The organism is Amycolatopsis sp. A1MSW2902 (assembly GCF_017312175.1).
In the GTDB taxonomy this organism is placed as follows: domain Bacteria; phylum Actinomycetota; class Actinomycetes; order Mycobacteriales; family Pseudonocardiaceae; genus Amycolatopsis; species Amycolatopsis nivea.
This window is the reverse complement of the sequence record NZ_QJPO01000001.1, coordinates 8,144,508-8,163,012: the sequence shown is the minus strand read 5'-3', so window position 1 is coordinate 8,163,012 and position 18,505 is coordinate 8,144,508. Positions and strand designations below refer to the sequence as shown.

Here is an 18,505-nt window from a genome sequence, read left to right as displayed (position 1 = left end):
GGTATCCTGGGTGTCTATGCCCGCGACCTCTCTGGCGGACTGGCTGCGTGCGGAGTCCGACGACGCACTCGCCGAACTGCTGCGCACGCGTCGCGATCTGTCCACCCCTCCTCCGTCCGACACCACCGTGCTCGCCACCCGCGCGGGCACCCCGGGGTCGGTCGCCCGCGCCTGCGAAGACCTCGACACGTTCACCCTCGCGGTGATCGACGCGCTGCTGGTCGCCGGTGCCGACGTCGAGCCGGCGCCGGTGTCCGCGGTCACGGCGCTGGTCGGCCGCGACGTGAGCGAACCGCTCGCCCGGCTGCGCGCCCGGGCGCTCGTCTGGGGCGCCGACGAACTGCGCGTGCCGCCCGCGGCACGCGACGCTCTCGGTCCGTTCCCGGCCGGGCTCGGCGCGCCGTCGCCCGCGCTGGCCGCCACCGACATCGACGCGCGGCTCGCGGAGGTCGGCGACGACGAGCGGGCCGTGCTCACCGCGCTGGCCGCCGGGCCGCCGATCGGCCGCACCCGTGATGCGAGCTTCGACGTCGGGCTGTCCGACGCGGCCACGCCGGTGCAGAAGCTCCTCGCGCGCGGCCTGCTGCTGCGCCGGGACGACCAGACCGTCGAACTGCCCCGCGAACTCGGCCTGCTGCTGCGCGGCGGGCACGCGTTCGAACCGGACACGCTCGTCGAGCCGGAGCTGCCCGTCCATCCACATCGGACGGACACAGTGGACGAAACCGCCGCCGGTGAAGCGATGGAGCTGTTGCGGCAGACGGAGTCTCTGCTGCGGATGTGGTCTGATTCGCCGCCACCGGTGCTCAAGGCGGGTGGGCTCGGCGTACGCGAGCTGAAGAAGATCGCTAAAGATCTCGAGGTCGATGAGACCCGCGCGACGCTGCTGGTGGAGCTGGTCGTCGGCGCGGGACTCGTTGCGGACAGCGAAAACACCGCCCCCGAATACGTGCCCACCATGCTCACCGACAGCTGGCTCGCGTCGCCTTCGGTGCAGCGGTGGATGACGCTCGCGCAGGCGTGGCTGGAACTTCCGCGGTTGCCCGGGCTCGCCGGTGGCCGCGACGCGAAGGACAAGCCGATCGCGCCGCTGTCCGAAGAGCTGCGACGGCCGCTCGCGCCCGTTTCCCGGCACCGCGTGCTTACCGCGCTGGCTGAGCTGAATCCGGGCGCAGGCGTGAAAAGTGTCGACGAGCTAGTCGCGGTGCTGGCTTGGCGCGCACCTCGGCGAGGCGGTCAGCTGCGTGACGAAACCGTCCGTTGGACGATGGCCGAAGCGACCGCGCTGGGCCTGGTCGGTCTCGGTGCCCTCACCACCGCTACCCGGCTGCTGCTGGAGGACGACCGCTCCGGCGCTGTCGAGGCAATGCACGACGCGCTGCCCGCACCCGTCGACCACATCTTGGTGCAGGCCGACCTGACGGTTGTCGCGCCAGGCCCGCTGGAACCGGAACTGGCGGCGGACATGGCCGCGGTCGCGGACGTCGAATCCGCTGGCCACGCAACGGTTTACCGCGTCACCGAGCCGTCGGTGCGGCGCGCGCTCGACACCGGGCGGACCGCCGACGAACTGCACGCGATGTTCCGCAACAAGTCGGCGACCCCGGTGCCGCAAGGCCTCACGTACCTGATCGACGACGTCGCCCGCCGCCACGGCCGCTTGCGCGGTGGCACTGCGGGATCGTTCCTGCGCTGCGACGACGAAGCGCTGCTCGCAGAAGTCCTCGCGAACCCGGTCGCCGCCGAGTACGACCTGCGACTGATCGCGCCGACGGTGCTGATCAGCTCCGCCCCGCTGGCCGAGGTACTGGAAGCCTTGCGCGGCGCGGGTTTCGCCCCTGCGGCGGAAGGCCCGGACGGCCGGGTGGTCGACCTGCGCCCCACCGGACGCCGCCTGCCCGCCCGCGCCCGCGCGGCCCGCGCCCGGCCGGGCGAACAAGCGGTGCTGACCGACGAACAGGCGACGCGGATCGTGTCGAATCTCCGTGCAGGAGACCAAGCTTCGGCCCGCCGCCGCGGTTCGACGGTGCGCGCACCTGGCGGCGGCGGTGCGGACACGACGGCGACGCTCGACCTGCTGTCCCGCGCGACGCTCGAACAACGCGAGGTGTGGATCGGCTTCGTCGACTCCCGCGGCACGGCGAGCCAGCGCGTGGTGCGCCCGCTGCGGGTCGGCGGTGGGGTGTTGGAGGGTGCGAACCATGAGCGGTATCCGTTGCACCGCATCACTTCCGCTGCTCTGGTCGAGGACTGAGATCGCACGACCGCAAGGTACGTGAGGGTTCCCCTCACGTACATCTCCATCTCGCGCACCCGTAGCGCCGCACCCGCTGCGATGGCATTGGGTGCGTTGCGAGCCAGCGGGTTCCGTTGAGCGCGGCGTTCGGTGCATCCCGCGCACCCAATGTGGCATTGGGTGCATCCCGCGCACCCAATGTGGCGTTCGGTGCGCCCCACGCACCCAATGCGGCGTTCGGTGCGTCTGACGTACCCAATGCCACATTGGGGCGGTTTCGGCCGGGGCAGTCCGGACGCGAGCGAGCAGGGCAAGGCGGGGCAGGGTCAGGCGGGCCAAGGCGCGGCAAGGCGGGGCAGGGTGAGGCGAAGCGGAGGCAGCGCGGCGTTGGCGCGCCACCACGGCATGAGCGGAGGCAGCGCGGCGTTGGCGCGCGAACACAGCATGAGCAGAGGCAGCACGGCATAAGCGCGCCAGCACAGCATCAGCGGAGACAGCGCGGCATGAGCGCGGTCAGAGGTTGCGCAGCCCCTGCAGCACCCGCTCCATGAACTCCCTCGACGAACGGTCGCCCAGTACCAGGTCGGTCTGGTGCAGCATGACCAGCCCGATGTCCGCCATGTCTCCCACCAGGACCTTCACCACGCCGAGCGGCAGGTGCAGGTGCGCGGCGATCTCCGCGACCGACCGGGTGTCCAGGCACAGATCGCAGATCCGCCGGTGCTCGATCGAGCGCACTCCGCGGTAGCGGCGGCCCTCGTCGCTGGTGGAGACCAGGGCCTCCAGCGCCAGGTTGTGGTCTGAGTGAGTACGGCCGCGGGTCCGCGCGTACGGCCGCACCCGCGACTTCGTCGGCTGTACAGGCGGCTCGGGCTGCGAGGGCTCCTCTTCGGACCAGAACCGGTCCAATTCGGACACTTCGGAAGCCGGTCCGGGGTCGGAGTACCGCTCCTCCGCCGGGGGTTCTTCGGCCAGCGCGTGCCTGCTGCGGGTGGCCTGCTCGACGTGCTGGCGCTGGTACGCCGAGCCTTCCGGGACCACGCGGTCGTCCGGGCCGGGCGAACCGGCGTACTCGTCGAACGAGTACGGGTCGTGCGCCGCGGGACGGCTCGGCGGGGGCGGCGGCGGTTCTTCCCAGCGCTGCTGCTGTGGCTCTTCCCACCGGTGGTTCTGCCGCGGCTCTTCCCAGTAACCGGATTCGCCGTCCTCGACCCATTCGTAGCCGTCGTCCCAGCTCTCCTCCTGCACCGGAGCCGACACCGGAGCCGGTGCCGGAGCGGGCGGCGGGGCCACCGCCTGCTGCACCGGGCGCGGCGCGACCGGCGCGGGAGCCGGACGAGGCGCGGGCTCCGGACGCCGGGCAGGTGGCTGGGCATGCCGCGAAGCAGGCGGCGGAGGCGTGGCCCGCGGCTGCCGATGCGGCAGCCGGAGGCTCAGCGAACTCATGTCGTACCGGCTCGGCGAGTCGAACGACTCCCGTTCCGTGCCTTTGTGGAGGGCGTCCCAGGCGCCCGTGTCCTGGTCTCCGAAACCCGAGATCTTCATCGGCTACCCCAGCACCCCGCCGCCCTGCAGCTGCGCGCGCAGTTCCGGCGTGATCTGCTCGCCGACCCGCTCGACCAGCAGGGTCATCTCGTACGCGACTGTCCCGATGTCACACGTCGGCGCGGCCAGCACGGCCAGGCAGGACCCGTCCGAGACCGACATCAGGAACAGGTACCCGCGTTCCATCTCGACCACGGTCTGGTTCACGCCGCCCGCCTCGAAGCACCGCGCCGCGCCCTGGGTCAGGCTGATCAGCCCGGACGCCACCGCCGAGAGCTGCTCGGCGCGTTCCTGCGGCAAGCCCTCCGAAGGCGCGAGCATCAGTCCGTCCGCCGACACCAGCACCGCGTGCGCCGCACCCGGGACCCGGCGCACGAAATCCGAGATCAGCCAGCTGAACGTGCCCTGGTCCGCTGGCCGGTCGGAATCGGTCACTGCCCCTCCAAGCTCCTCGAACGCTGCCGGACGCCCGTTCGCCGCCCTCGGGCCATCCTCGCCCGGCCGCGGTGAAGTCGTCGTTCCAGCGTATTCACGCACCCGGTCGTGTCGAGCGTGTGCCCGGGCACGGTACGTGTCTGCCGGATGTAACGTCGCGCGAACGCATGCACAACCACGCATTCGCGGGTCACTCGGTGGTGGCGGCGGCCACCGTGCGCAGCGGGATGTCCGTGCAGGTCACCGCCGGTCCGACGCCCCGATCAGGGGCGGCCGGCCTCGGCCGCGAGCGGGACAGGACTACTCAGCTGCCCCGCTCGGAGGCACCACTCCCCGAAGCGGGTGAAGCCCGTGGAGTTCACTCCAACGGCCGCACCCGAGCCGGGGTGTAACGGGAATCTGGGAGTCGGCGCAAGCCTCCTTCGCAGACGGCGGCGGGGACCGCGAACGGGACTAGCCCGCCCGTAAAGCCGTGTCGTGCGCGATCGCGTGCTGCACGACCGAGATCAGCACCTGCTTCGCCGAATCCCGCTCGCGCGCGTCGCACGCCATGATCGGGACCGACGGCGAGATGGTGAGCGCGTGCCGCACGTCCTCGATCTGGTGGTGCAGCAGCCGGTCGAAGCAGTTGATCGCCACGACGTAGGGCAGCTTCCGGTTCTCGAAGAAGTCGATCGACGGGAACGCGTCCGCGAGCCTGCGCGTGTCCACCAGCACGACCGCGCCGATCGCGCCGACGGCGAGGTCGTCCCACATGAACCAGAACCGGTGCTGGCCCGGCGTGCCGAACACGTACAGCACCAGGTCGGAGTCGAGCGAGATCCGGCCGAAGTCCATGGCCACCGTGGTGGTCGACTTGTTCGGCGTGGCCGACACGTCGTCGTGGCCCACGCTGGCCTCGGTCATCATGGCCTCGGTGGTCAGCGGGTCGATCTCGGAGATCGCCCCGACCAGAGTCGTCTTGCCCGAACCGAACCCACCCGCGACCACGATCTTGGCCGACGAGGTCGGACCCGTCTGCGGTGTGTTCGCGTCGGAGTCAAATTCTCCGAAGCCCACTGAGCACCCTTTCCATGAACTCGATACTGGGGCGGTCGCCCGAATTCGTGCTGCTGCTCGTGTGCACGAGCACCAGGCCGAGGCCCGCCACGTCACCAATCAGCACCCGCACCACGCCGAGCGGAAGCCGCAGGAGCGCGGCCACCTCGGCGACCGACCGGGTGTCGAGGCACAGGTCGCAGATCGACCGGTGCTCCGGCACGCGGACGCGGTCAAGCACCCTGCCCTGTTCGCTCGTCGACACCAGCGCCTCGATCGCGAGGTCGTAGGTGGGCTTCGTGCGTCCGCGGGTGCGGAAGTAAGGCCGGACCAGCCCGGAGGTCTCCACCTCGGCGGGCTCGTCCACGTATTCGCCCGCCGCCTGCATCGGCAGCGCGGCGGCCAATCCGTTCGACGGGAAGCTCGAGGGTCCCGGCGACCCGTCGCGTTCGGCGCTGAACGCGGCGAACTCGGCCGAGTCGTACAGCGGTCCGCTCGCCCCGCCGAACAGCTCCGAACCGGGCCCGCCGAGCAGCCGCTCGCGGTACCCGGGCACCGCGGTGATGCCCGGCTGCTGCCCGGCGTTGGAATCGGTCAGCCAGTTCGGCGGTTCGCGCACCGGCTCGGAATCCGCGGCTTGGACGTCCCTCGAACGCCATTCGCGGTCGACCCGGTCCCGGAAGGACTTCCAGTCCTCCCGGCTCTGGTCCCGATCGCCCCAGCCCCCGGTGTGCTCGTCACCGAGCCGGCCATCGCCGCGCAAGCGCCCGTCGTCCACGGTTTACTCCTGTAGTCCTAGGTCCGCCTAGCGACGGACCGCAGCGCCCTGCAGTTGTGCCCGCATCTCCGGTGTCAGCTGCTGGCCGACCCGTTCGACCAGCAGAGTCATCTCGTACACCACCAAGCCGATGTCGCTCTCCGGCGAACCCAGCACCGCGAGGCACGAGCCGTCGGACACCGACATCAAGAAGAGGAATCCGTTCGCCATCTCGACCACGGTCTGCGCGACCGGGCCGCCCTCGAACACCTTCGCCGCACCGCGCGCGAGGCTGGTCAGCCCCGAGGCGACGGCCGCCAGCTGGTCCGCCCGGTCCTTCGGCAGCCCGCGCGAAGACGCGAGCAGCAGACCGTCGGCCGAGACGACCACCGCGTGCGCCGCACCGGGCACCCGGTGGACGAAGTCCGTGATCAGCCACGCGAAGCTGCTCGCCGCGCTGCCGCCGGCCTGCCTGCCGTTCGGCTGCACCGAGCCGCCTCCCGGCTGCACTCCCGCCCGTGTCACTCTCGCTCCTCACTGCTGTCGCTCACATACCCGGCCCCGGTGACGCGAACCCCGTCGTCGTCGAGCCGGGCGTCCGGCGGCCGCTCCTTCAGTGCGTGCCTTCCGGACTTGTACCCACGCTGGAAGCTTGCCATCCGGCTGCGGGCAGCCGTCGCCGAGCGGGTGATCGCACCCGTTCCGGGCATTCCGGTGGTCGCGTCCGTGAACGAGTTCTGCTGCGCCGGTTCCGGCGCGTTGCCGATCGAGCCGGGGACCAGGTACGCGTTGGGCACGCGTTTGGGCAGCCCGGCGGGCGTGATCTCCTCGTTCTTGGATTCGAGCAGCGACTGCGCCGCCTGCCATCCTTCGTCGGAGACGCTGTGCCAGCTGTCGTCTTCCGGCTCGTCGGAACCGGGGTAGAGCGGCGTCGACTCGAGCGGTTCGCTCGCCTGCTGCCGCACCGGCTCGGCCGGAGTCTCGTCCCGCTCCCGCGGCTCGGCGGCGGGAGTCTCGGCGGCTTCCGGCTCCGGCTCCGACGCGGCGGACTGCGCCGTTCCGGTGCCGGGCTCGCTGTCCTCGCCCTCGCTGAACCAGCGCGACAGCACCGACTGGTAGATCGGCAGCCGCCGGGTCGGCACGTCGTCCTCGAGCGCGGCGGAACCGTCCGGCTCGGCGGGCGGCTGCTCCTTCGGCGCTTCCGGAGCGACGTACTTCGGCTCCCGCTTCGGCAGCACCAGCGGCGGGAATTCGGTCTGCGCCAGGCTCGCGCCCTCGCCGTACGACTCGCGAGTGAGCGGCGCGAGGTCTTCCGCGGTCGGCCACGCCGGGGCTTCCGAGGCGGGCGTCGCCGGGCTGAGGAACGGACCGGCCGCGCGGTTGCCCGCGACGAGGTCGTCGAGGCTGATCGGCTGGTCGAGCGGGACCAGTCCGCCGTTGTCGGACGCCGCACCGGAGCCGGTCGAGCCCATTGCCTCGGTCAGCTCGGCGGCCGCGGGCGGCGGCGAGAGCGGAAGCGGGTTCGACGGTTCCGGCTCGCGGTTCAGCGGCGGGAGGCTCGGGTGCGAGACCTCGTTGCGGTTCGGCGGCGGCGGGGTGTTCCGCATCGCCGGCGGAACCGTCCGGACCTGGGTGAGCAGCTCGACCGGGACCACGACGCGGGCGATCACGCCGCCCTCGATGTCCTCGTTCTCGCGCAGCCGCACCTCGATGCCGTGCCGCTGGGCCAGCCGCGCGACCACGTACAGACCCATCCGCCTCGTCACCGACACGTCAAGGTCCGGCGGGTCGGCGAGGCGCTCGTTGACCTCGGCGAGGCGCTCCTCGCTCATCCCGACGCCGTGGTCGGTGACCTGGATCGCCAGCGCCTTCTTGCGCGTGATGACCGCGCGGACGGTGATCTTGGTTTCCGGTTCGGAGAAGTAGGTCGCGTTGTCGAGCAGTTCCGCGAGCACGTGCACGAGGTCGTGGATCGCGAGGCCCTGCACCGCGACCTCGGGCACGATCCCGATCTCGATGCGGGCGTACTGCTCGATCTCCGACACCGCCGCGCCGATCACGTCGGCCGCGGGCACCGGCTTGGGCACCGACTTCGCGAGGCCCGCGCCCGAAAGCACCAGCAGCGATTCGCCGTTCCGGCGCAACCGGGTCGCCAGGTGGTCGAGCTCGAACAGGCTCGCGAGATGGTCCGGGTCCTGCTCGTCGGCCTCGAGCCGGTCGATGACGCCGAGCTGGCGTTCCACCAGCCGCTGCGACCGCCGGGAGAGGTTCACGAAGATGCCGTTGACGTTCTCGCGCAGCAGTGCCTGTTCGGCGGCCATCTTGACCGCCTGCTCGTGCACCACGTCGAACGAGCGCGCCACTTCGCCGATCTCGTCGCGGGTGAGGACCGGGACCGGGTCGACCGCTTTCTTCGAGGCGTTGACCGGGTCCGGGTCGTCCAGGATCGCCTGCACGGTTTCCGGCAGCCGGGTGTAGGCGACGTCCAGCGCGGTCTTCCGCAGCACCCGCAGCGGGCGCAGCATCAGCCGGGCGATGACGAGCATCAGCATCAGCGCGGCGACCAGCGCGGCGAGGACGATGACGCCGCCGACCCACGCCGAACGCACCGCGTTGCTGGCCAGTTCGTCGGCCTGGGCGCGCAGCTGGGTCAGCAGGTTGACCTCGACCGCGCGCAGTTTGTCGGCGGCGACGGTGGAGTCCTGGCCGAGCTTGGTGCCGTCGAGGTTGAGCGGCTGGCTCTGCTGGGCGAAGGAGAACGCCTGTGTCTGCAAACGCCGACGCTCGTCGACCTCGGGTCCGGAGTAGGTGTCGTTGTAGAGCTGGACCTGGTCGCCGGTGGCGTTGGCGAGGAACGCGGTGATCGACGCGTCGCCGCTGGCCTCGGCGGCCCGGGTCTCGTCGATCAGGTTGCCGGGGAAGCCGTCGCGGAACGCGGCGATCTGCAGCGCGGAGTCGCCGCGGAGGATGAACTCCTTCGCCTCGCTGATCGACTGCGTGCTCGTGCCGAGGCGGAGCAGGTCGCGGTTGGTGGTCGCGGTGGAGACCTCGCGGCCGAGCTGGATAAGCGAGTCGAGCACCGAAGAGTAGGTGTCGAGGACCGCGCGGTCGGAGTAGGCCGAGGTGGTCATCGCCGCGCGCAGCGGGCGCAGCGCGTCGAGGCGCTGGAGGCCGTGCGCGTAGCGGTCGCTGGCCGCCTGGTCGTCGTTGTCGAGGTTGACCGCGGCGTTGCGCAGGTCGTCGACGTCGCGGTCGACCTTCGCCATCTGCGCGTCGAGGCCGGTCTGGCGCAGCGGGTCCGCCGACGAGATCCGGACCACCGCCAGCGCGCGCTCGCGCTGCAGGTCGTGCACGACCGCGGTGACCTTCTCGGCGAAGGCGACCTGGTTGGCGGTGTGGTTGAGGTCGACTGCCGACCGCACGTCGTCGACCACGCGCAGCACGCCGAGCACCAGCGCGGTGATCGTGGGGATGAGGAGAATGAGCGCGAGCTTCGACCGCAATCGCCAGTTGCCGAGCGCGAGCCAGGACCGCTGCTGCGCGGTCCCCGCGTTCTCCTGAGCGGAGGCCTCCCCTGCCCCCGCGGTGTCTTCGTTCGGCACCGCCGCACCACCGTCCGGGCCCGAGGGGCCCGTTGATTCCGAACCTGCCGTGCTCGTGGCCACTACGCGCACGCTCCCGGCAGGTAATCCGCCACCTGAGTGGTCTGGACCGCGTCCCGGACTGTTACACCCTTTCGAGTGAAAAGATCGACTTCGCGGTGCGGCTGCCCGTCGCCTCGGGCGCGGAATCGGTTCAGGTCTGACATGACGTTCGGTCCCCGCACGTGGTCGATCTCTTAGTCCGTTCGGCCGAGGCCACCCCCACCGGCTCGTCGCCGGAGTACGCGGAGAGCCCTTTTCCCAAGTCCGGGCTCTCACTACATCGGTGGTCCACACCTCACATTGCCGGAGCAGAGGGTAGCGAACGCCTGGCCCATTTGTAACCCTCCAGAAGTTGCCCGGAGAGCACCCAGGCAGCGGATCAAGGCCCATCGGGCACCCACGGGTCGTTCACATACCCCGACATACCAGCGGATTCGATCACCTGATCGAGTGACCAGTACCACTTCTGAATCGTATATGAACACCCATTGTGAGTGATCGTCCTGGTTCTCTACAGTAGCCGCGTGACTCCGGACAATGAGCCACCTTCCCCCCGCGTCCATGCCAGACGCGGGCCCATGTGCTAGGAGCGACCTTGTTTGATGAAGCGGTGAGCAGCCGGCGCGACTACGGCAGGCGCGGGTTCCTGTCGCTCGCTATGGCGGGCGGCGTTGCCTTGACTGCCAGCGGATGCGGCCTGCTGGGCGGATCGGACGATTCGGGCAGCGCGAAGGGCGGCTCCGGGGTCGAGAAGGCCAAGATCAAGGTCTCGATCATGCCGACGATCGACGTGGTGCCTTTCCACCTCGCGGTCCAGAACGGCTACTTCAAGAACGAGGGACTCGAGGTCGAAGCCGTCGACGCCGCCAGCGGTGACGCGTCGCTGCAGAAGCTGCAGGCGGGCGAGGTCGACATCGCCTACGCGAGCTACACGCCGTTCTTCATCGCCAAGAGCAAGGGTGCCGCGGACATCAAGCTCGTCGCCGACGCCTCCTCGGCGGGCCCGAAGAGCACCGAAGTCGTGGCGATGCCGAACAGCAACATCAAGAACGTGCACGACCTGGCGGGCAAGCGGATCGGGATCACCGCCACCAACACGATTTGCGACACGCTGACCAAGTCGGTCATGCGCGACAACGGCGTGAGCTTCACCGACGTGAAGTGGGTTTCGCTGCGGTTCCCGGACATCGGCCCCGCGGTCAAGCGCGGCGACATCGACGCGGGCTTCCTGACCGAGCCGTTCATCACGCAGTCGGCGAAGGTCAACGGGACGGTCGAGGTCATCGACACCGCTTCCGGCGGCACCAAGGACTTCCCGACCGCGGGCTACGGCTCGCTCGGCAAGTTCACCGACGCGAACCCGAAGACGGTCGCCGCGTTCCAGCGCGCGATGCTGCGCGCCACCAAGGAATCGGCCGACCGCTCCAAGATCGAGCCGCTGATGATCCAGTTCTCGAAGGTGGACGAGGCGACCGCGAAGATCACGAACCTGCTGACCTTCCAGTCCACTTTGGACGCCCGGCGCATTCAGCGGGTGCCGGACCTGCTGCAGCAGTTCGGTTCCATCCAGTCGAAGATCGACGTGCAGTCGATGATCGTCCCGCAGGCGAACGCGTCCTGACGTGCGCCTCGTCCGGAACCTGACCGGCCTGCTCGGCTTCCTCCTGATCTGGGAGGCCGTCGTGCGGGCCGGTCTGATCGACCAGAACGACCTTCCCCCGCCGACCGTGGTGTTCGCCCGGATCGGCGAACTGTTCGGCGACGTCGAATTCGTCCGCGACGTGGTCGCCTCCGTGCTCGCGTGGCTGATCGCGCTGCTCATCTCGATCGCCATCGCGGTCCCGGCCGGTCTGCTGCTCGGCAGCGTCCGCTGGCTGCGCGACGCGACCAAGGCGATCGTCGAATTCCTGCGGCCGATTCCTTCCGTGGCACTGATTCCGCTGGTGCTGATCGTCGTCGGCGGCGGTCCGGAAGCGAAGATCACCCTCGCCGTGTACGCGGCGGTGTGGCCGATTCTCTTCAACACCATTTACGCGCTGGCCGAGATCGACCCGCTGCTGCTGGAAACCGCGCGCACCTACGGAACTCCGCGTTCGCGCGTGCTGACCTCGGTCGCGCTGCCGCACGCCGCGCCGTTCGTGTTCACCGGGATCCGGTTGTCCGCGGCGATTTCGCTGATCCTGGTGATCAGCACGGAATTCCTGGCCGGGGCGAAACTCGGCATCGGGCAGTTCGTGCTCGAAGCCAGTTCCGGACCGGGCCGGATGGACCTGGTGCTCGCCGGGACGGTGGTCGCCGGGCTGCTCGGCTTCCTCGTGAACGAGGGCCTCGAACGACTGGGCAACCGGCTGTTCCGCTGGAGCAACGCTGTCGAAGGAGCCGCCGCGTGAGTGTGGTCGAAAAACCCTCCACCGTCACGCGCCGGATGAGCCGCGGGCTCAGCGGGTTCGCCCGCAAGTGGCTGCTGTTCGCGATTCTGGTGGTGCTGTGGGAGATCGCGGCGCAGCTGAGCGAAAACGTGTTCTTCCCGCCGCCGTCGAAGATCGCCGCCGCGGCCGCGAAACTGTGGTTCTCCGGCCCGGCCTCGCACCTGTTCCTCGGCGAACCGGTGTTCGACCACATCCTGCCGAGCCTCGGGCGGCTGCTCGGCGGCTGGCTGCTGGCGGTGGTGATCGGCGTCGCGCTCGGCACCGCGCTGGGCCGCTCGCGCACCGGAATGGATTACGTGGGACCGCTTTTCGCGTTCTTCCGCGCCATTCCGCCGCCCGCGCTCGTGCCGGTGTTCATCATCCTGTTCGGCATCGGGCCGGGCATGCAGACCGCGACGATCATCTTCAGCTCGCTGTGGCCGGTGCTGATGAACACAGTGGACGGCGTCCGCTCGGTCGACAAGGTCAAGGTCGAGACGGCCCGCGCGTTCCGGACGCCGAAGCGGTACTGGATCGGGCTGGTCGTGCTGCCCTCGGCGCTGCCGAAGATCTTCGCCGGGCTTCGGGTGTCGCTTTCGATCGCGCTGATCCTGATGGCGATCTCCGAACTGGTGGGGGCGCTCAACGGCATCGGCTACGCGCTGCTCGCCGCCCAGCGTTCGTACGACTTCGACCAGATGTGGGCGTGGATCGTGCTGCTGGGCATCCTCGGGTACGGGTTCAACGCCGCGCTGCTCGGCATCGAACGCCGGGTGCTCGGCTGGCAGCCCGGCCGGAACTAGGAAGGTTTTCCCGTTATGTCGACCATGCTCGAGGTCTCCGGCCTCAGCCACCGCTACGGCAGCGGCGAGTCCGCGCACGTCGCGGTCAACGAACTGTCGTTCACGGTGGAGACCGGGCAGCTGGCGTGCATCGTCGGCCCGTCCGGCTGCGGCAAGTCCACCCTGCTGCGCGCGATCGCCGGCCTGATCCCGCCGACCGCGGGCACGGTGAGCCTGCACGGCGACCGCGTCACCTCGGTGCCGGACGATCTCGCCGTGGTGTTCCAGGACTACAGCCGTTCCCTGTTCCCGTGGCTGTCGGTCGCGAAGAACGTGGAATTCCCGCTGCGCTGGAGCAAACTCGACAAGGCGACCCGGCGTGCCCGAGCCGCCGAAGCGCTCGAGGCGGTCGGACTTTCGGCCGCGGTGAACAAGTACCCGTGGCAGCTTTCGGGCGGCATGCAGCAGCGGGTGTCGATCGCCCGCGCGCTGGCGAGCCGTCCGGCGCTGCTGCTGATGGACGAGCCGTTCGCGTCGGTGGACGCGCAGACGCGGTTCGAGCTGGAAGACCTGCTGCGCCGGGTCCAGGTCGAACAGGGCACGACGGTGTTGCTGGTTACGCACGACATCGACGAGAGCGTGTACCTCGGCGACCGGGTGCTGGTGCTGTCGAAGTCGCCGGCGCGGATCGTGGCGGACCTGAAGGTGGACCTGCCCGCTCAGCGGGACCAGATCACGACGCGGGAATCGGCGGAATTCGTTTCGCTGCGCGGTGAAGTGGCCCGGCTGCTGCACGGTCCGGCCGTGCAGGCGGCGGCCGACCTGGCGGAGCAGGAGGCGGCGGAGGCCGCTGCTTCCGAGGCCGCTGTCGTTCCGGAGAAGAAGTAGTCACAGCTTCGGGAACCACACCGAGACGTCGGCAAGCGCGTCGAGGGTGCCGGGATCTACGTGTCCGGCAACGGTTTCCGTTTCGGCGACCACCATCGCCCGACCGTCCACTCTGGACTGGAAGTGGTGACCGGAGAAGTGCACGCCGTCGAGGCCGAGCAGGGCAGCGCCAAGGGGTTTGACGTCCCCGCTGCCCTGCACCTCTTCGACCTGCTCGCAGCCTTCGGCGTCGCTCTTCTTCGGAAACCCTACGCGGGCAACGGAAATCACCGCTGCGTTGCCGTGACCGTCACCGACGGCGAAGAGGTTGCGATCCAATGAGGTGCAGCGGTGCTCCGCGAGGTAATCCCGGACGCGGTCGGTGGAGTTCAGCAGGCAATCGCTCTCGTGTTTCGCGGCCTGCTTCAGCTGTTTGAGCTTGAACCGGCTGAAGGTTTCGTCCTTGCGGCCGCGCTTCGCGGACTTCTTGCCCTCGGCTTTGCGCGTCTCGAGACTGCGGCCGGGCAGGGAATCCGCGACGTCCCCGGCGAGGTTTCCCGGCAGCGCCTCCGCGGCGGCCCCGGATCCCACGCTCGCGGAACCGCCGATCCCGGCCGCCGTGCCGCCTCCGACAGCGGCGACGACCGCCACTCCGGCCACGAAAACCTTCGCGCCGCCGCCCTCGTTGATCGGGACTACTCGCCCGTCCTTGAGCGTGCGGAATTTCTGCTTCGCCACTCGCTGTCCCTCCCCTGGACACCAAGACCGAAGCGCTCAAGATAGCCCCTGAGCAGCGAGAACTCACCCGGTTCCGGCCGGGTTCACCCGTTCAGCCCTTGGCCCGGGAATCCGGTCCGGTCTCGTCCGGGCCGATCTCCGGCAGCGTCCGCACGCCCAGCACGTTGGCCCCGACCAGTTTCCGGGTCGCCAGGTTGCCCATCGGCATGAACGTGCTCGCCTGCACGTCGCGCCACATGCGCTCGAACGGCAGCGCCTTCGTGTAGGACATGCCGCCCAGCGCGTCGACCAGCCGCTGCATCACCTGGACCGCGTTGTTCGCCGCCGTGTACTTCACGATCGCGCTGCGGGCCACGCCGTCCTGGATGTCCCCGGTGAACAGGCGGCGGCTCGTCACCTCGTCGGCCTGGCGGTAGATCAGCGCGCGGGAGCTTTCCAGCAGGATCTGGCATTCGCCGATCACGTCCTGCAGCACCGGGTCCTCGGCCTTGCCGCGCTGGACCAGCGTCCGCACGGTCCAGTCGAGCGCGCCGGCCGCGATTCCGGTGTAGACCGCCGAGAACGCGGGCATCGCCCAGGCCCAGACGGTTTCCAGCACCCGCGAGTCGAGGTGCTTCACCGGCAGCGAGTGCACCACCGCGGCGTCCTCGACGAACACCTTGTCCAGTTCGACGTCGTTGCTCTGGGTGCCGCGCATGCCCATGGTGTTCCACGTCTGGTGGATCGTGACGCCCGGCGCGTCCAGCGCGATCTGGCACAGCAGCAGCCGCGGGCCGCCGTCGGCGTCCTCGTAGCGGGCGGTGGTGGAGCAGTGCGTGGCGACCGCCGAGTTGGTCGCGAAGCTCTTGCGGCCGGACAGTTCGAAGCCGCCTTCGACGCGGACCGCGCGGGTCTTCGCGTCCGTCATGTCGTTGCGCAGGCCCGTTTCGCTGGTGATCGACGCCCAGACCAGTTCGCCGTCCACCGCTTTGCGCAGCAGTTCCGCCAGCCGGGGCGCCTTCGTGCGCCGCCAGACGCTCGCCCACTGTCCCAGCGGCGACAGGTGCATCGTGAACGCCAGCGCGGTCGCGCCGTCGCCCATCGCGAGCCGTTCCAGCACCGGCAGGATTTCCGGCAGCCCGGCCCCCGAGCCGCCGAGTTCCTCCGGGACCGACAGCCGGAGGAAGCCCGCTTCCCGCAGGTCGTCGTAATTCTCGTGCGGGAACGTGTTTTCCCGGTCGTGCTCGGCCGCGCGCTCGGCGAAAATGTCCGCGAGCTTGGCGGCACGGTCGACGAGGGCCTGCTGCTTCGGCGTCAGGAGAGGCTGCACCCGGCCATCAAAACAGCGTCCCGGATCTTGGTCAATCGGCCGAACGCACGGGAGCGCCTGTCCCGGGTGGACCCCAGGACAGGCGCTCCCGTGCGGTGCGCTCAGCCGATCAGTTTGGACAGTCCGGAGCCGTTGAACGAGCCCCAGCCGGTCGTCTGGTCATAGCCCGTGCCTGCGGAGAAGCCGGTGGTGCCGTTGAAGGTGTTGTTGCCGGTCGTCACGTCGTGGAAACCGGAACCGTACGAGGAACCGTTGCCGATGCTGTAGAACTTCGCGTTCAGGTTGCCGAGGCCGCCCTTGTGGACCTCGTTCTGCAGCGCCGCGAAGCCCGCCCACAGCGGAGCCGCGCCCGAGGTGCCCCACACGTTCCCGGTCTGTCCGCCGGAGATGATCGTGTACGCCGAACCCTGCGCGGCGTCCCCGGCGACGTCCGGGACCTTGCGCTTGGTCGTGCTCTGCTTGGACTGCCACGACGGCGCGGCGAAGATCGTCGAGATGCCGCCGCCGCCCGCTCCGCCGGAAGCACCGTCGTTCCACGTCGTCTCGCTGCTGTAGCCGTTCGACGAGTTCACCGTCAGCTGCGTGCCGCCGACGCCGGAGACGTTCGGGCTCGACGCCGGGAAGTCCACCGCCTGGGCTTTGCTGCCGGTCTGGCGGGCGCAGTCGGTGGTGCCGTCGTCGCCCGCGGCGGCGAAGTAGCTGATGCCCTCGGCGGTGCCGGTCGCGAGCGCCTTGTCGACGCTGTTGGCCGCGGCCGAGCCTTCCGCCGCCTCGCAGGAGCCCCACGAGATCGAGACGACGCTGACCTTCTTGTCCGACGCGATCTTCTGGTACATCGCCAGCTCGCCCGCGTTGGAGTTCGGGGCCTCGTACACGTAGTCGTTCGCCGGGGCGGCGAGCGCGTGCACGACCTCGATGTCCAGGTCGACCTCGGTCTGGCCGTCGCCGGGGCTCGAGTCGTAGTTGGCTCCGTTGACCGAAACCGTGCTGACCGAACCGCCCTTGAGGCCGTACTTGGTGTCGTACGCGGTGATGTCGGACTTCTTGTAGCCGTCGAACTCCACGAAACCGACATTCACGCCCGCGCCGGTGGCGGACATGCCGCTGGTGCCGTACGCGGTTTTGAGGATGCTCGGCGTCACCGGCTTGACCGTGCGCGGCGCCTGCGTCGGCTTCGCGTGGTGCTTCACCGCGTGATTGTCGAGGCCGACGACCGAATCGACCACCGAGGACACCGAAGCGGGCAATTCCGGCGCGGAGTCGTTGGCGTAGAACTTCCGGCCGGTGACGGTGTCGGTGTAATTGCCGATGCGCGTATGGAAGGCGGATTCCAGCTGTCCGGCAGTTGCCGAGAAGGTGATCGCCTGGCGGTTTCCGGAAACCTCAATACCCTGTGCACCGCTGCGCTTGAGGAAATTCACCGCCTGATCGGCTTCGGCTTGCGTTGGGCCGAATGCAGCAGTGAATTGCTCCGGAGAGAGGAATCGGTGGTACTGCGGCGAGGCCGGGTCCTGCACGTCGGCGAGGAAGCGGGCCAGCGCCTGCTGGTTGTGCAGTTTCAGGGACAGGGCGGCGGGAATCTGCTGCTCAGCGGCGACGTCACCGGACCGCGCGCTGGCGGCGAGCGGTGCGGCGTTGCCGGAAAGGGCGACCAGCGGATCGGCGTTCGCGACGCCGGCCACGGACAGGCACAGCAACGCCGGCAGCGGAACCGCGGCGGCGACGAGCTTGCGCAAGCGCATGAGAATTCCTCTCGAGAGGCGGGGACCGGGCCGGCTAAATCGCGGTACCGACCCGTATCCCCGACCCTAAAAAACCGCTCGAAACAAAGAAACCTACTTTTGGCTGACCTTAACGCGGTTGGTTTGTTTTCCACTTGCACGATTTATGACTGATTCCCGCCGCGATGTCCCGCCGCATCCGGAAACCATCGGACGTCGGAATGCGGAAGCCCCGGACAATCCGGACCCCTTGCGCGCACACGCGCGCTGTGCTCGTCAAGCAAAAAAGGGAACCTTGCCGGAATTGGAATTCCCGGCGAGGTTCCCTTCCGCAGTGGAGCGGAGCGTCAGCCTTTGACGAGTTCGGCCCACTCGCGCACGGCGGCCGCGTCCACCGGAGCGTCCCAACCGGACGGACGCACCGCACCGCCGACGTGGAATCCGCGCACGCCGCCGGCGCGCAGCAAATGCACCTGCTGCGCCCGCAAGCCGCCGCCGACCAACAGCGCGGGACCGTCAGTGCGCCGCGCCAGCTGCTGCAGCACCGACAGTCCACTCGCGACACCGTTCGCGTGGCCCGCCGCCAGCACGGTGTCGCAGCCAAGCTCGGCCAGCACGTCGTACGCGGCGATCGGGTTGCGCGAACGGTCGATGGCGCGGTGGAACGTCCACGGCCGCCCGTCGATCTCCTTCAGCAGCGCGCGGCACGCCTCGGCGTCGACCTCGCCCTCCTCGGTCAGGAACCCGAACACGAACTCCTGCGCACCCGCGGACACCAGCCGGGCCGCCGAAGCGCACAGCTCGTCGATGGCGCGCGCGTCGAAAGTGTTCTCCGCGCGCAGCATCACGCGCACCGGCAAATCAGTGGCCGCGAGCACCTCGCGCACCGTCGCCTCGCTCGGGGTGAGCCCGTCGCTGGCCATGTCGGAGACGAGTTCGAGCCGGTCCGCTCCGCCCTCCTGCGCCCGCTCCGCGTCGTGGCAGCCCAGCGCGATCACTTCCAGCAGGGCGGTGTTCGAACTCAT

15 protein-coding genes are annotated in these 18,505 nt (G+C 69.6%); 5 read left to right on the top strand and 10 right to left on the bottom strand.

What is annotated here, in order from left to right; translation table 11 throughout:
- The first annotated feature begins 16 nt into the window (after positions 1-16).
- Positions 17-2,254 carry a helicase-associated domain-containing protein gene (locus DMP23_RS38175; RefSeq protein ID WP_337823901.1) on the top strand — a complete coding sequence of 746 codons (2,238 nt, stop codon included), beginning with the start codon at positions 17-19 and terminating at the stop codon, positions 2,252-2,254.
- Between the two features lie 495 nt (positions 2,255-2,749).
- Here the strand turns inward: DMP23_RS38175 and DMP23_RS38170 are convergent, their stop codons facing one another.
- From DMP23_RS38170 to DMP23_RS38145, 6 genes are all read right to left on the bottom strand, one after another.
- Positions 2,750-3,781, bottom strand: a complete 1,032-nt coding sequence (locus tag DMP23_RS38170; protein ID WP_337823900.1) for a DUF742 domain-containing protein — start codon at positions 3,779-3,781, stop codon at positions 2,750-2,752.
- Between the two features lie 3 nt (positions 3,782-3,784).
- Positions 3,785-4,216, bottom strand: a complete 432-nt coding sequence (locus DMP23_RS38165; protein ID WP_009083953.1) for a roadblock/LC7 domain-containing protein — start codon at positions 4,214-4,216, stop codon at positions 3,785-3,787.
- Positions 4,217-4,669: 453 nt separating this feature from the next.
- A complete protein-coding gene (locus tag DMP23_RS38160; RefSeq protein WP_037807836.1) occupies positions 4,670-5,275 on the bottom strand; it encodes a GTP-binding protein in 606 nt (201 codons plus the stop codon).
- Positions 5,256-6,032 (bottom strand): DUF742 domain-containing protein, encoded by a 777-nt coding sequence (locus tag DMP23_RS38155; RefSeq protein WP_037807839.1) that lies wholly within the window; start codon positions 6,030-6,032, stop codon positions 5,256-5,258. Before DMP23_RS38155 ends, DMP23_RS38160 begins: the two co-directional genes overlap by 20 nt.
- 27 nt (positions 6,033-6,059) lie before the next feature.
- Complete coding sequence (locus DMP23_RS38150; protein WP_369871052.1) at positions 6,060-6,536, bottom strand: roadblock/LC7 domain-containing protein; 477 nt, start codon at positions 6,534-6,536, stop codon at positions 6,060-6,062.
- A complete protein-coding gene (locus DMP23_RS38145; RefSeq protein WP_336161628.1) occupies positions 6,533-9,613 on the bottom strand; it encodes a sensor histidine kinase in 3,081 nt (1,026 codons plus the stop codon). The genes DMP23_RS38150 and DMP23_RS38145 overlap by 4 nt, the downstream gene beginning before the upstream one ends.
- Before the next feature lie 700 nt (positions 9,614-10,313).
- On the opposite strand from DMP23_RS38145, the gene DMP23_RS38140 reads away from it, so the two are divergent.
- The 4 genes from DMP23_RS38140 to DMP23_RS38125 are packed head-to-tail and all read left to right on the top strand — an operon-like array spanning position 10,314 to position 13,733.
- Positions 10,314-11,276, top strand: coding sequence for an ABC transporter substrate-binding protein (locus DMP23_RS38140; protein WP_037809278.1), 963 nt, complete (start codon positions 10,314-10,316; stop codon positions 11,274-11,276).
- 1 nt (position 11,277) lies between these two features.
- A complete protein-coding gene (locus DMP23_RS38135) occupies positions 11,278-12,045 on the top strand; it encodes an ABC transporter permease (protein WP_037807847.1) in 768 nt (255 codons plus the stop codon).
- Entirely contained in the window at positions 12,042-12,866 is an 825-nt protein-coding gene (locus tag DMP23_RS38130) for an ABC transporter permease (RefSeq protein WP_043827293.1), read from the top strand. Before DMP23_RS38135 ends, DMP23_RS38130 begins: the two co-directional genes overlap by 4 nt.
- Positions 12,867-12,881: 15 nt before the next feature.
- Positions 12,882-13,733 (top strand): ABC transporter ATP-binding protein, encoded by an 852-nt coding sequence (locus DMP23_RS38125; protein ID WP_337823899.1) that lies wholly within the window; start codon positions 12,882-12,884, stop codon positions 13,731-13,733.
- On the opposite strand, the gene DMP23_RS38120 is transcribed toward DMP23_RS38125, so the two are convergent.
- The 4 genes from DMP23_RS38120 to DMP23_RS38105 all read right to left on the bottom strand — a co-directional run bounded on the left by DMP23_RS38120 (position 13,734) and on the right by DMP23_RS38105 (position 18,505).
- On the bottom strand, positions 13,734-14,450 hold the full coding sequence (locus tag DMP23_RS38120) for a hypothetical protein (protein WP_337823898.1): 717 nt from the start codon (positions 14,448-14,450) through the stop codon (positions 13,734-13,736).
- A 91-nt stretch (positions 14,451-14,541) separates the two neighbouring features.
- Positions 14,542-15,759 (bottom strand): acyl-CoA dehydrogenase family protein, encoded by a 1,218-nt coding sequence (locus tag DMP23_RS38115; protein ID WP_337823897.1) that lies wholly within the window; start codon positions 15,757-15,759, stop codon positions 14,542-14,544.
- A 101-nt stretch (positions 15,760-15,860) separates the two neighbouring features.
- The gene (locus DMP23_RS38110; RefSeq protein ID WP_043827290.1) at positions 15,861-17,501 is read right to left on the bottom strand and encodes a S53 family peptidase; all 1,641 of its coding nucleotides are present in this window, start codon (positions 17,499-17,501) and stop codon (positions 15,861-15,863) included.
- Positions 17,502-17,827: 326 nt separating this feature from the next.
- Entirely contained in the window at positions 17,828-18,505 is a 678-nt protein-coding gene (locus DMP23_RS38105) for a copper homeostasis protein CutC (protein ID WP_238604054.1), read from the bottom strand.